This window comes from Aeromonas sp. A600620, from assembly GCF_029479985.1.
GTDB classification, from domain to species: Bacteria; Pseudomonadota; Gammaproteobacteria; order Enterobacterales; family Aeromonadaceae; genus Aeromonas; species Aeromonas veronii_A.
This window is the reverse complement of the sequence record NZ_JAAKXB010000015.1, coordinates 1-12501: the sequence shown is the minus strand read 5'-3', so window position 1 is coordinate 12501 and position 12501 is coordinate 1. Positions and strand designations below refer to the sequence as shown.

The following is a 12501-nucleotide window of genomic DNA, read 5'->3' as shown; positions in this document are numbered from 1 at the left end:
AAAAGCCGCGCATTCCAAGGGAAGCACGGCTTCTTCGACCAAACAAGAGAGTTGCCTGTTACGCCAAGCGGGTTTTCACCTGAGCACTGACGGCGCCGACATCGGCACGCCCCTGAATTTTCGGCTTCAAGACAGCCATGACCTTGCCCATATCAGCCATGACGGCAGCACCACTTTCAGTGATGGCTTGCTCGATCAGGGCAGCAATTTCATCTGCGGTCAGCTGTTGCGGCAGGAATTCCTGCAACACAACGATCTCGGCGGACTCTTTGTCGGCGAGATCCTGGCGACCGGCAGCTTCAAATTGGCTGATGGAATCGCGGCGCTGTTTGACCATTTTGGTCACGACAGCGAGGATATCCTCATCATTCAGCTCGATACGGGTATCGACTTCACGTTGCTTGATTTCTGCCATCAACAAGCGGATCGCTCCCAGACGTGCCTTATCTTTGGCAAGCATGGCGAGTTTTTGCTGATCCTTGAGTTGATCCTTCAGAGACACGGCAATATCTCCCGATTAGTACAGGCGGATACGACGTGCGTTTTCGCGAGACAGCTTCTTGGCGTGACGCTTGACAGCAGACGCTTTGGCGCGCTTACGAATGGTAGTCGGCTTCTCGTAGAACTCACGGCTACGAACTTCGGACAGGATACCGGCTTTTTCGCAAGAACGCTTGAAACGACGCAGAGCAACGTCAAACGGCTCATTTTCACGGACTTTGATTACTGGCATGTGCCTTTCACCTCAGTGATAAATTGTTAGCTGACCTTCAATCGATCAGCATGTCTTAAAATGGTGCGAAATTATACTCTGGACAGGGAATGAAAGTAAACCCGCAGAGATCGCTCTGGTTTAAAAAACCCGCGAAGGTTACCATAGCCGTCTCATTTTAGCAGTGAAATTTTTTAGCAATGCGTGTATTGGGCATAGAGACATCCTGTGACGAAACCGGGATCGCGATCTTCGACGATCAAAAAGGGATCCTTTCCCATCAGTTATACAGCCAAGTCAAGCTGCATGCGGACTACGGTGGCGTTGTCCCCGAGCTCGCCAGCCGGGATCATGTTCGCAAGACGATCCCGTTGATCCAGGCCGCATTGCAAGAGGCGGGACTGGGCAAGGATGACATCGACGGTATCGCGTATACTGCGGGGCCGGGTCTGGTTGGCGCCATTCTGGTGGGCGCCACTATTGGTCGTTCGCTGGCGATGGCATGGAACAAGCCTGCTATCGCCGTCCACCATATGGAAGGTCACCTGCTGGCCCCCATGCTGGAAGAGAAAGCTCCCGAGTTCCCCTTCGTGGCGCTGCTGGTCTCCGGTGGTCACTCCATGCTGGTACGGGTTGACGGCATCGGCAGCTATCAGCTGTTGGGGGAATCCATCGATGATGCTGCTGGCGAAGCGTTCGACAAGACCGCCAAGCTGATGGGGCTGGACTATCCAGGTGGTCCGCTGCTCTCCCGTCTGGCCGAGAAGGGCACTACCGGGCGCTTCCACTTCCCTCGTCCGATGACAGATCGTCCCGGGCTCGACATGAGCTTCTCCGGCCTGAAGACCTTCACCGCCAACACTATCGCCGCCAATGGTGATGATGAGCAGACCCGCGCCGATATCGCCCGTGCGTTTGAAGATGCGGTGGTCGATACCCTGGCCATCAAGTGCCGTCGCGCCTTGAAAGAGACCGGCCTCACGCGCCTGGTGGTGGCCGGTGGCGTCAGTGCCAACCGTCATCTGCGTGCCCAGCTGGCGGAGCTGATGGAGAGCCTCAAGGGCGAGGTGTTCTATCCACGCACTGAATATTGCACCGATAACGGCGCCATGATTGCCTATGCCGGTATGCAGCGCCTGAAAGCGGGCGTGTTTGAGCCGCTGGCGGTCAAAGCCGTGCCGCGTTGGCCGCTGGATACCTTGGATCCGGTCTGATCCGACGGATCCCGCCTTCTGGCGTGGTGGTGAGTACCATGGTGGCCTATTGCTCCTGCAATCCGGCAGCGGTGGTTATAGCGCCGCTGGCACGCTGTTGTGGTGTCTGCTGTCGCCGTGGTTGAGCCATCCGTATAAGAGGTCAGGTCTCGTGCTGGCAGACTGCAAAGTACAGAGTAAAGAGATAAAAAAATCCCCGCCAACTGGCGGGGATTTTTGTTTGGTAATCGGCAGGCGATAGGGTTACAGCAGGATGCCGCCGAAGAAGAAGCCCAGCGCCACGGCGATGGCGATGGTGGCGGTGCCCGGTACGAAGAAGGGGTGATTGAAGACCGCCTTACCGATACGGGTGGAGCCGGTGTCGTCCATCTCTACCGCGGCCAGCAGGGTCGGGTAGGTTGGCAGTACAAACAGGGCGCTCACGGCTGCGAAAGAGGCAATCGCAGTCAGCGGGCTGACACCCAGTGCCAGTGCGGCAGGCATCAGGGCCTTGGTGGTGGCGCCTTGTGAATAGAGCAGCATGGCGGCAAAGAACAGCACCACGGCCAGCAGCCAGGAGTACTGGTTCAGCAGGTCGCCAGCGATCAGCTGGATGGTGTCCATGTTGCCTTTAACGAAGACGTTACCCAGCCAGGCCACACCCAGTACGCAGATACAGGCGGACATACCGGACTTGAAGGTCGGCATGTTGGTGACCTGGGTGGCGTCCAGTTTGCACACCAGGGTCATGATGGTGGCCGCGGCCAGCATGATGCCCATGATGGCGCCGTCACGGGGGATCGGCGGGTTGGTGATCAGGCCCACTTTACCGGAGATGGCAGTGGCATAAGCCATGACAGCAACGATGGCTGCGATGAAGATCCAGACCGACAGCTTGGCGTACGGTTTGATCTCGAGCTTGGTAGTACCACGCAGTTTGATCAGACCCTTGGCTTTGCGCTCCAGATAGACTTCGTCCTGCTCCAGCGGCTTGCCCATCATGTTGGCAATGAAGGCGCCCAGGATACAGGCCAGGAAGGTAGAGGGGATGCAGATGGCCAGCAGGGTCAGGTAGTCAACACCAAACGGCTCGAGCATACCGGAGAAGGCAACCACAGCGGCAGAGATCGGGGAAGCTGTGATGGCGATCTGGGAGGCGACAACTGCGATGGAGAGCGGACGGGACGGACGGATCCCCTGCTCTTTGGCCACTTCCGCGATCACCGGCAGGGTGGAGAAGGCGGTATGACCGGTACCGGCCAGCATGGTCATCAGATAGGTGACCACCGGGGCGGCGAAGGTGATGTATTTGGGGTTCTTGCGCAGCGCTTTTTCTGCCAGGAAGACCAGATAGTCCATCCCGCCAGCCAGTTGCATACAGGCGATGGCACAGATGACGGACGCGATGATCATGATCACATCCCAGGGGATGTAGCTGACCAGTTGATCGCTCGGGATGGGCATGCCCAGACCCCACGTCAATACCAGTACCCCCAGACCACCGGCAAAGCCGATGCCGATGCTGCCTATCCGGGCCCCCAGATAGATAGCGGCGAGCACGACAAGTAACTCGATTCCAATCATAGCGATAACTCCATTTTTTAGTTTTTGGTTTTTATTTGGCAAAAAGCCAATTCCCGATCGGGCTGGGGATAAAGACCAATCGGGAACTGACTTTATGGGCCGGGAAGATCCCGGCCCACACTCGCTTATACGGCAGCTTCGCGGGTGAAACGCTTGGCTTTGTATTGCGGGTTCATTAGGTTCTCGATGGAGAGAATTTCGTCCAGCTGCTCGGCGCTCAGCAGGCCGCGCTCAAGAACGACTTCGCGGACGTTCTTGCCGGTCTGGGCACAGATCTTGCCGACGATATCCCCTTCGTGGTGGCCGATGAAGGGGTTCAGGTAGGTCACGATACCGATGGAGTTCAGCACGTGATTCATGCAGATTTCCGGGTTGGCGGTGATACCTTCCACGCACTTCTCGCGCAGGGAAATACAGGCTTTTTCCATCAGGCTCAGTGATTCGAACATCGCCTGACCAATCACCGGCTCCATGACGTTCAGCTGCAGCTGACCGGCTTCGGCGGCGAAGGTGATGGTGATGTCGTTACCGAATACCTTGAAGCAGGATTGGTTGACCACTTCCGGGATAACCGGGTTGACCTTGGCCGGCATGATGGAGGAGCCCGCCTGCATTTCCGGCAGGTTGATCTCTTTCAGTGCGGTGCGCGGGCCGGAGGAGAGCAGACGCAGGTCATTACAGATCTTGGACAGCTTCATGGCCAGACGCTTGATGGCGCCGTGCAGCATGACGTAGGCGCCACAGTCGGAGGTCGCTTCGATCAGATCTTCTGCCGGCACATAGGCACGACCGGTGATCTCGGCCAGACGCTTGATGGCCAGTGCAGAGTACTCGGGCGGAGTGTTCAGACCGGTACCGATGGCGGTCGCGCCCAGGTTCACTTCCAGCAGCAGCTCCTGGCAACGCTTGATGGACTTGATCTCTTCACGCAGGGTCACGGCGAATGCGTGGAACTCCTGACCCAGGGTCATCGGAACCGCATCTTGCAGTTGGGTACGGCCCATCTTCAGGATCTTCTTGAATTCTTCTGCTTTGGCATCAAAAGCGGCGATCAGTGCTTCCAGAGCATGCAGAGTCACGTCAGTGCTGTTGACCACAGCAACGCGGAAACCGGTCGGGTAAGCATCGTTGGTGGACTGGCACTTGTTGACGTGGTCGTTCGGGTTGATGACGTCGTAACGGCCTTTCTCCAGACCCATGATTTCCAAGGCGATGTTGGCCAGTACTTCGTTAGTGTTCATGTTGACGGAGGTGCCGGCACCTCCCTGGTAAACGTCGACCGGGAACTGGTCGAAGCATTTGCCTGTGTTCAGCATCAGGTCGCAGGCTTCTACGATCTTGTCAGCAATTTCAGGACGTATGGTACCCAGTTCACCGTTTGCCAGCGCAGCGGCCTTCTTGGTCAGCACCATACCGCGGACGAATTCCGGAACGTCAGAAATCTTCTGAGAGCTGATCTTGAAGTTCTCGACAGCGCGCAGGGTGTGCACACCGTAGTAGAGATCATTGGAAACTTCTTTGGTGCCCAGCAGGTCTTCTTCAATGCGGACGTTCTTGATGTCGCTCATTGTAATGCCTCAGAAATCAGATAAATGGAAAAATCCTCACCGAGTGGTCGCGAGTTCCTTGCGCACAGCTCATCCTGAAGCACCACACATCGAGTGGGGCGGTAGGGAGAGTGACCTCCCGAAAAACTAATCAATATACTACTCCAATTGAGGTATCGGTTATTAGAGGTGGATCACTAAATTTGCGACATTTTCAAATTACTTTGAGGAAAGTACACATATGTTATGAAGTTTTTATCATGATGATTTTTATATATTTTTGTGACTTTTTGCTGGTTTTTTAGATTGCTGATGACGTAGGAGTCAGTTGACCAACTTGAAAAAGGGGGGACGGCCCCCATTTATTCAGGGCAGAAAGTGGTGATGACGGGGCGGCAAAATCGCCTCTGACCATCGTTGGATGGGCGCCACTTTTTCTCAATTTACCGGTGCTGGAGTGGATATGGGCAAGTTGTTTTTGTTGTTGGTGGGTCTGGTTGTGCTGGAGCTCACCGTGATGATCGAGGTCGGCTCGGTAATCGGGGCGCTGCCGACTGTCGGCTTGCTCATACTGACCGCGGTATTGGGCTCCTCGCTGGTGCGAAGTGAAGGGATCAAGACCCTGTTCAGCGCCCAGCAAAAGATGCAGATGGGCGAGATGCCGGGCCGCGAGGTGATGGGGGGCATGATGCTGGCGTTGGCGGGCCTGCTGCTGATTATCCCGGGTTTCGTGACCGACATTTTCGGTGTGCTGTTGCTGCAACCCTGGCTGCGCAACAAACTGGCTGACAAGCTGATCGGCAGCAGCCAGTTCCGGATGCAGATGGGCGGTTTCCAGCGTACTCAATCGCCGTTTGGCAACGCACCGTCCGATGATCATCTGGGGAACGCCAAGCAGGGCGGCACCACCATCGAAGGCGAATTTGAGCGCAAAGAGTGAGCGTAAAGAGTAATCGACGAGACGAAAACCCGAGGCGAGTGACTGAATCAGGGTTTGCCCTGATGGCACAGCGCCTCGAAGCGGTGTCGGGCATACCACCACGCGAGGGTGCCCGCCGCCAGATTGGCCAGCAGTATTCCTAGATATATCCCCTGTTCTCCCCCCAGCTTTGCCCCCAGCCAGGCTCCTGGCAACAGAAAACCAAACAGTCGCAATCCGTTGAACAAGAACGAAATACTGGATGCTCGCACGCCATTTAGCGCCGAGGCCAGCAGCATCACCATGCCCTGAAAGCCGTAACCGATCGGCACCAGATGCAGATAGAGAATAATCAGGCGAATGACCTGCGGATGATCGCTGAACAGATTGGCGATCAGCGGGGCGAGCAGCCAGGTCAGGCCATAGATGGCGAGCTGGAACAGCAGGGCAAAGCGCAGGCAGCTCTGAAGTGCGGCTTTGGCCCGGGCCGGATTGCCGGCGCCGCAGTTTTGCGAGATGAAAGGGGCCAGTACGGAGGCAAGGGCCATCATCACGATCAGCAGCAGCGCCTCGACCCGCGATGCGGCGCCGTAAGCGGCTACCACCTCGGTACCCAGGCCCGCAAAGATCGTCATCAGCACTGCATTGGCCAGAGGGTTGAGCATATTGGTAAAAGAGGCGGGGACGGCAACATGGAGCAGCGCCCGCCAGTGGGTCAGCAACCGAGCCCGAGGCGAGAGGCGCCACAGCAGCAAGCCCTCCCGATGACGCAGGATATAGAGGCTGACCAGCATCGCCATCAACCAGGAGATAGAGGTGGCGATGGCTGCCCCGCGGATCCCCCATTCGGGAAAGGGGCCGATACCGAAGATCAACAGAGGATCCAGTACCCCGTTGACCAGCCCGGCTATGGCCATCACCAGGCTGGGGGTTTTGGTATCGCCGGTTGCCCGGATAGCGGCATTGCCCACCATGGGCAGCACCAGCATGGGGACGGTGAGATACCAGATCAGCATGTAGTCATGGATGAGAGAGATAAGCTCGGCACTGGCCCCCAACAGAGTAAACAGAGGCTTGATGGTGAGAGCCCCCCCCGCGGATAGCAGGGCCACCATGATCACCGCCAGAAACAGGCTGTCGGTGGCGAGATGGGCCGCCTCATCGTGTTTGCCCTGCCCCAGAGTATGACCGATCACCGCTGACAATCCGGCGCCCAATCCCATCGCCAGCGAGGTAACCACAAAAGTGACAGGAAAGGTAAAACTGATGGCTGCCAGAGCTTCGGTGCCCAGCATACCGATAAAAAAGGTATCGACCAGATTGAAGGCCAGAATGGCGATGATGCCGAAGATCATGGGGCCCGTCATCTGGCGCAGTACGACCGGAATAGGGGCTGTCAACATGGGGTTGGTGCGGGTCAAGGGCTCGTCTCTACAGCTGGCTTTGAAGGTTCTGGCATGGAAAACGGGCGGCTTGAACCGACCTTGCTCCAGGGTGTGGACATGGCTGAACCATCGAAGATGTTTATAGTACGTGAAAAAATTTTTTTTGTATTTGCCCTTGAAGGGTTAGCAACTCTGCCCCACATCAGGGACATATCTAATTTGGCCTGGAACGGCCATTCCTCAAAGCAACAATGAGACTCATTTTGGGAGAGTTATCGATGAAAATTCGTCCACTGCACGACCGCGTCATCATCAAGCGCATCGAAGCTGAAGCCAAATCTGCCGGCGGTATCGTCTTGACTGGTACTGCGGCCCAGAAGTCCACCCGTGGTGAAGTGCTTGCCGTGGGGACTGGTCGCATCCTGGATAATGGCGATGTGAAAGCGCTGGCCGTGAAGGTTGGTGACAAGGTGATCTTCAACGAAGGCTACGGCGTGAAGACCGAGAAGCTGGATGGTCAGGACGTCCTGATCCTGTCCGAGACTGACATCCTGGCGATTGTCGAAGAGTAATCTATCCCCGATTTTCCCCGAATTGATAGAAAGGATTGAAGAAAATGGCTGCTAAAGACGTCAAGTTTGGTAACGAAGCTCGCATCAAGATGCTGGAAGGTGTCAACATCCTGGCTGATGCCGTCAAGGTGACTCTGGGCCCGAAAGGCCGCAACGTGGTGCTGGACAAGTCCTTCGGCGCCCCGACCATCACTAAAGATGGTGTTTCTGTTGCGCGCGAAATTGAGCTGGAAGACAAGTTCCAGAACATGGGCGCCCAGATGGTCAAGGAAGTGGCTTCCAAGGCGAACGATGCCGCCGGTGACGGTACCACTACTGCAACCGTTCTGGCTCAGGCTATCGTCAACGAAGGTCTGAAAGCCGTTGCCGCCGGTATGAACCCGATGGATCTGAAGCGCGGTATCGACAAGGCCGTTGTGGCTGCGGTTGCCGAGCTGCAGGCGCTGTCCCAGCCGTGTGCTGACAGCAATGCCATCGCTCAGGTGGGCACCATCTCCGCCAACTCCGACGAGAAAGTGGGCAAGCTGATTGCTGAAGCCATGGACAAAGTGGGTCGCGATGGCGTCATCACCGTTGAAGATGGTCAGGGTCTGGAAGATGAGCTGGCAGTTGTTGAAGGTATGCAGTTCGACCGCGGCTACCTGTCCCCCTACTTCATCAACAAACAAGAGACCGGTTCCGTTGAACTGGACGACCCGTTCATCCTGCTGGTTGACAAGAAAGTCTCCAACATCCGCGAAATGCTGCCGGTGCTGGAAGGCGTTGCCAAAGCTGGCAAGCCGCTGCTGATTGTTGCTGAAGACGTGGAAGGCGAAGCCCTGGCGACTCTGGTGGTCAACACCATGCGCGGTATCGTGAAAGTGGCTGCCGTCAAGGCGCCTGGCTTCGGTGACCGTCGCAAGGCCATGCTGCAGGATATCGCCGTACTGACTGGCGGTACCGTCATCTCTGAAGAAGTTGGCATGGAGCTGGAAAAAGCGACTCTGGAAGATCTGGGTCGTGCCAAGCGCATCGTCATCACCAAAGAGAACACCACCATCATCGATGGCGTGGGTGATGCCGGTGTGATCGAAGGTCGTGTTGCCCAGATCCGTCAGCAGATCGAAGAGACTTCTTCCGACTACGATCGTGAGAAGCTGCAAGAGCGCGTAGCCAAGCTGGCTGGCGGTGTTGCCGTGATCAAGGTTGGCGCAGCCACCGAAGTCGAGATGAAAGAGAAGAAAGCCCGCGTTGAAGATGCCCTGCACGCTACCCGCGCCGCGGTTGAAGAAGGTGTGGTTGCCGGTGGTGGTGTTGCGTTGGTTCGCGTTGCAGCCAAACTGGCTGGTCTGCGTGGTGACAACGAAGACCAGAACGTCGGTATCAAGGTTGCCCTGCGCGCCATGGAAGCCCCGCTGCGTCAAATCGTCATCAACGCCGGTGAAGAAGCCTCCGTCATTGCCAATGCAGTGAAGAACGGCGAAGGCAACTTCGGTTACAACGCTTACAGCGAACAGTATGGTGACATGCTGGCCATGGGTATCCTGGATCCGACCAAGGTAACCCGTTCAGCCCTGCAGTTTGCCTCTTCCATCGCCGGTCTGATGATCACCACCGAGTGCATGGTCACCGAACTGCCGAAGAAAGATACCCCTGCAATGCCTGACATGGGCGGCATGGGTGGCATGGGCATGATGTAATCATCCCCCCTTGCTTTGTTTGACAAACGGCTCGCTCAAGGCGAGCCGTTTTTTTATATCTGGCTAAACTGAGTCTGTTGATAGCAGAAAAGTGTAAGGGGGAAAGATGAAGGTGCTTGGATGGATAACTCTGCTGTTTGCATTGATTGCCATGCCGCTTGTGGCTGCCGAGGCCCTCAAGGGGCCTGTGATCTTGAAAGTAAGCGGCAATATCAGATCCCCAGATGAGGTGGACGGCAAAGTGCTTTTTGACTTGGCCACGCTGCAGGCGTTGCCGCAATATGAGATAGTCACCAGCAACCCTTGGGTTGATAAACCTCACAAGTACAGAGGGCCCAAGGTGGCGGACGTGCTGGCCGCAGTGGGGGCTAATGGCAAGAGCATAACCCTGACAGCATTGAACAGTTTTCAGATCCGCATCAATTGGGACAAAGTTGCCAAGTATAACCCTATTCTTGCTTGGGAAGATGACGGGGTAGCCATGAGGGTCCGTGACAAGGGGCCGCTCTGGTTTATGTTGCCGCTTGATCAATATCCGGAGCTGAAGCGCTCTGAATATACCGACATGATGATTTGGCAGCTGGACCTGATAGATATTCAACACTGATAAAAGAGTCACGGGAGCACGGGGTGAAAGGAAAGACCAGGGCGTGGCCACTGCTCGTCATTCTGTATGTATCCATTCTGTCGTTTACCGGGAGCACCCTTTATTGTCTGGTTCAGCTCCAGAATGCGACCAGAGCGATGGAGAAATATACCTATGATGTCTCCTGGGCGCTGATGCAGCTGCAGCTCGAGTTGGGGCGTTTCCTCAGTGCTGTAGAGGTCTACCATTATGGTGGAATAGAGCACAATGACCTGATGTTGCGCTATGACATTCTTTGGAGCAGAACCCCCATCCTGTTGAGCGGTCAGTTGCGTAAAAGCATGCAGGATAAGCAGAAAACCTTGCGCTTGGTGCAACTGATTGAAAACAACATTCGCGATATAGAGCCTGTCATTACCAAGCTGCAGAGCGGAGACTCTGTCTACCAGCAAATAATGATGCGCCTAGCCCCCTTGCAGGAGCCTTTATCCTATGCACTAGCTTCCGTTATGCAGAAGAACATCAACATCTACTCAGAGAATGATCGCCATTTTGGTCAATTGCGTAATGCTCTGCTGTTGATGGTGTCGGGGTTGGTTATCTCGGTTTTACTCCTTAGCTTGCTTCTTGTATATGAAGCTCGACGTCACTTTAGGGCAGCAAGGCGTGACCCGTTGACGGGTCTCTCCAATCGGGTGGCATTGCTGGAACGGATGGAGCTCTGTGCCACTCAGGAGGTACCTTTCGGATTGGTATTGGTCGATATCAACGACTTCAGAGATATCAACAGCAAGTTTGGTTATGATGCGGGCGATTTTTTGCTCAGTGAATTGGCCAGACGGATCAGATTGCTCTGTGAAGAAGGGGAGTGGAGTGGTCGGTTGGGTGGCGATCAATTTGCCATTATCCAGCGTGGTAGCAGCGATCTGCGTCAGGTCAGGGAGCTGGTAGCGCGACTGCTGCACGTTCTGAAGCAAGATATCGTCTATGATAACTATCCCTTCCGGCTCGAGGTGGGGATCGGGATTGCCTTCTATCCGATGGACAGCGATAAAACACAGGAGTTATTGAGTCGTGCGGAACAGGCTCTGTTCCATAGCCGCAAGACCCATGTCCCCTATGTGATTTACGATAACTCCTTGCTCAACGAGACGGCGCGGCGCAAGCATTTGGCCTCGGACATGATCATGGCGCTGGAACACAATGCGTTGGAACTCTATTACCAACCCATCGTCAATCTCGAGAGTGGCCGTTGTGAAGCTGTCGAAGCACTGCTGCGCTGGCGGCATCCGGAGCTGGGCTTTATTCCGCCAAACGAAGTGATCATGGTGGCTGAGGAGTTCCAGCTTGCCGAGCGTCTGGGCGGCTGGGTGTTGAACACCGCTTGCGAGCAGCTTTATCAGTGGCATCAGTTGGGTATGGTCGACCTGCAGATGTGCGTGAATATCTCGCCGGGCATGTACCAGCGCAATTTGCTCAAACTGGTGGCCAAGGCATTGATGGAGAACCACCTGCCAGCCAGCAGTCTGGTTTTGGAGGTCACTGAAGATACCACCATGCGTGAAGTGAAGAATTCGCTGCAACTGATGCAGGATCTCAATCAGCAGGGGGTACTGCTGGCATTAGACGATTTTGGGACTGGTTATTCATCTTTGAGTTATCTGCAAAAGTTACCGGTCAGCAAGGTGAAGATCGACCGCTCCTTTATACAGGGCATTGACACCTCAATGGAGGCATCCGAACTGGTCGCCAATATTTGCAGGATGGGGTCGATGCTGGGCAAGAGTCTGGTGTGTGAAGGGATTGAGACACAGGCCCAGTTGGATGTGCTGCGATCCCTGACCGATATCCACTTGTATGGACAGGGCTATCTGTTCAGCCGACCGGAGCAGGCGGAGAAAATCTATCAGACCTTGTTGGAGATGGAGGAGCTTTGGCTAGCACGTCAACAATCCGAAATGGCTTATATGAGTTGAAGGGGAGGGGTACTTGACGGTCATCTGCCTCAAGAATGTGTGATTCAGTTCAAGTTTTATGCTTTTTGTTTGTTGTTTGAACGGTTGTGCGGTTTTATCAAAAAAACATGCAGTTTAGCCTTGCCAGAAAGAATCTGTTCCCTATAATGCGCCTCCATCGACAGGGCAAGCGGCAACGCAGAAAGCCAAGTGGGTAACCTCGAAAAGCCTTTGAAAATAAGGCTTGACTCGAGAAGGCGGTTGAGTAGAATTCTACTCCCGCAGCAACACGCTGTTGCGTCGCTCTTTAACAATTTGAATCAAGCAATCTGTGTGGGCACTCACAGCATCGAGCATCAAAAACAATTT

At 55.2% G+C, this 12501-nt stretch carries 11 protein-coding genes; 6 read left to right on the top strand and 5 right to left on the bottom strand.

The window, feature by feature from the left end; all coding sequences use genetic code 11:
• Positions 1-58 precede the first annotated feature (58 nt).
• Together G5533_RS16745 and rpsU are read right to left on the bottom strand one after the other, a co-directional pair.
• Positions 59-502 (bottom strand): GatB/YqeY domain-containing protein, encoded by a 444-nt coding sequence (locus G5533_RS16745; protein ID WP_005349081.1) that lies wholly within the window; start codon positions 500-502, stop codon positions 59-61.
• A gap of 15 nt (positions 503-517) precedes the next feature.
• A complete protein-coding gene (rpsU, locus tag G5533_RS16740) occupies positions 518-733 on the bottom strand; it encodes a 30S ribosomal protein S21 (protein ID WP_005309452.1) in 216 nt (71 codons plus the stop codon).
• A 179-nt stretch (positions 734-912) separates the two neighbouring features.
• Here rpsU and tsaD point away from each other — a divergent pair, with 179 nt between their 5' ends.
• Complete coding sequence (gene tsaD / locus G5533_RS16735; RefSeq protein WP_042052807.1) at positions 913-1926, top strand: tRNA (adenosine(37)-N6)-threonylcarbamoyltransferase complex transferase subunit TsaD; 1014 nt, start codon at positions 913-915, stop codon at positions 1924-1926.
• A 243-nt stretch (positions 1927-2169) separates the two neighbouring features.
• Here tsaD and G5533_RS16730 read toward each other — a convergent pair whose 3' ends face one another.
• On the bottom strand, positions 2170-3489 hold the full coding sequence (locus tag G5533_RS16730; RefSeq protein ID WP_021229055.1) for an anaerobic C4-dicarboxylate transporter: 1320 nt from the start codon (positions 3487-3489) through the stop codon (positions 2170-2172).
• Between the two features lie 125 nt (positions 3490-3614).
• Entirely contained in the window at positions 3615-5057 is a 1443-nt protein-coding gene (gene aspA / locus G5533_RS16725) for an aspartate ammonia-lyase (RefSeq protein WP_005341227.1), read from the bottom strand.
• Positions 5058-5499: 442 nt separating this feature from the next.
• On the opposite strand from aspA, the gene G5533_RS16720 reads away from it, so the two are divergent.
• Positions 5500-5976, top strand: coding sequence for an FxsA family protein (locus G5533_RS16720; RefSeq protein WP_005340570.1), 477 nt, complete (start codon positions 5500-5502; stop codon positions 5974-5976).
• Positions 5977-6023: 47 nt separating this feature from the next.
• On the opposite strand, the gene G5533_RS16715 is transcribed toward G5533_RS16720, so the two are convergent.
• On the bottom strand, positions 6024-7358 hold the full coding sequence (locus G5533_RS16715; protein WP_421208996.1) for an MATE family efflux transporter: 1335 nt from the start codon (positions 7356-7358) through the stop codon (positions 6024-6026).
• A 260-nt stretch (positions 7359-7618) separates the two neighbouring features.
• Between G5533_RS16715 and G5533_RS16710 the strand changes: the two genes are divergently transcribed.
• The 4 genes from G5533_RS16710 to G5533_RS16695 all read left to right on the top strand — a co-directional run bounded on the left by G5533_RS16710 (position 7619) and on the right by G5533_RS16695 (position 12153).
• Entirely contained in the window at positions 7619-7912 is a 294-nt protein-coding gene (locus tag G5533_RS16710; RefSeq protein ID WP_005309514.1) for a co-chaperone GroES, read from the top strand.
• 44 nt (positions 7913-7956) lie between these two features.
• Positions 7957-9591: a chaperonin GroEL gene (gene groL, locus G5533_RS16705; RefSeq protein ID WP_005340575.1), complete on the top strand. Its 1635-nt coding sequence runs from the start codon at positions 7957-7959 to the stop codon at positions 9589-9591.
• A gap of 106 nt (positions 9592-9697) precedes the next feature.
• Entirely contained in the window at positions 9698-10198 is a 501-nt protein-coding gene (locus G5533_RS16700) for a molybdopterin-binding oxidoreductase (RefSeq protein ID WP_421207310.1), read from the top strand.
• 23 nt (positions 10199-10221) lie between these two features.
• On the top strand, positions 10222-12153 hold the full coding sequence (locus G5533_RS16695; RefSeq protein ID WP_421207312.1) for a putative bifunctional diguanylate cyclase/phosphodiesterase: 1932 nt from the start codon (positions 10222-10224) through the stop codon (positions 12151-12153).
• Positions 12154-12501 lie beyond the last annotated feature (348 nt).

What these genes read in the sequence shown, in the direction of transcription:
- rpsU (WP_005309452.1), bottom strand. Translation starts at nt 733, where the DNA reads ATGCCAGTAATCAAAGTCCGTGAAAATGAGCCGTTTGACGTTGCTCTG.
- tsaD (WP_042052807.1), top strand. Translation starts at nt 913, where the DNA reads ATGCGTGTATTGGGCATAGAGACATCCTGTGACGAAACCGGGATCGCG.
- G5533_RS16730 (WP_021229055.1), bottom strand. Translation starts at nt 3,489, where the DNA reads ATGATTGGAATCGAGTTACTTGTCGTGCTCGCCGCTATCTATCTGGGG.
- aspA (WP_005341227.1), bottom strand. Translation starts at nt 5,057, where the DNA reads ATGAGCGACATCAAGAACGTCCGCATTGAAGAAGACCTGCTGGGCACC.
- G5533_RS16720 (WP_005340570.1), top strand. Translation starts at nt 5,500, where the DNA reads ATGGGCAAGTTGTTTTTGTTGTTGGTGGGTCTGGTTGTGCTGGAGCTC.
- G5533_RS16715 (WP_421208996.1), bottom strand. Translation starts at nt 7,358, where the DNA reads ATGTTGACAGCCCCTATTCCGGTCGTACTGCGCCAGATGACGGGCCCC.
- G5533_RS16710 (WP_005309514.1), top strand. Translation starts at nt 7,619, where the DNA reads ATGAAAATTCGTCCACTGCACGACCGCGTCATCATCAAGCGCATCGAA.
- groL (WP_005340575.1), top strand. Translation starts at nt 7,957, where the DNA reads ATGGCTGCTAAAGACGTCAAGTTTGGTAACGAAGCTCGCATCAAGATG.
- G5533_RS16700 (WP_421207310.1), top strand. Translation starts at nt 9,698, where the DNA reads ATGAAGGTGCTTGGATGGATAACTCTGCTGTTTGCATTGATTGCCATG.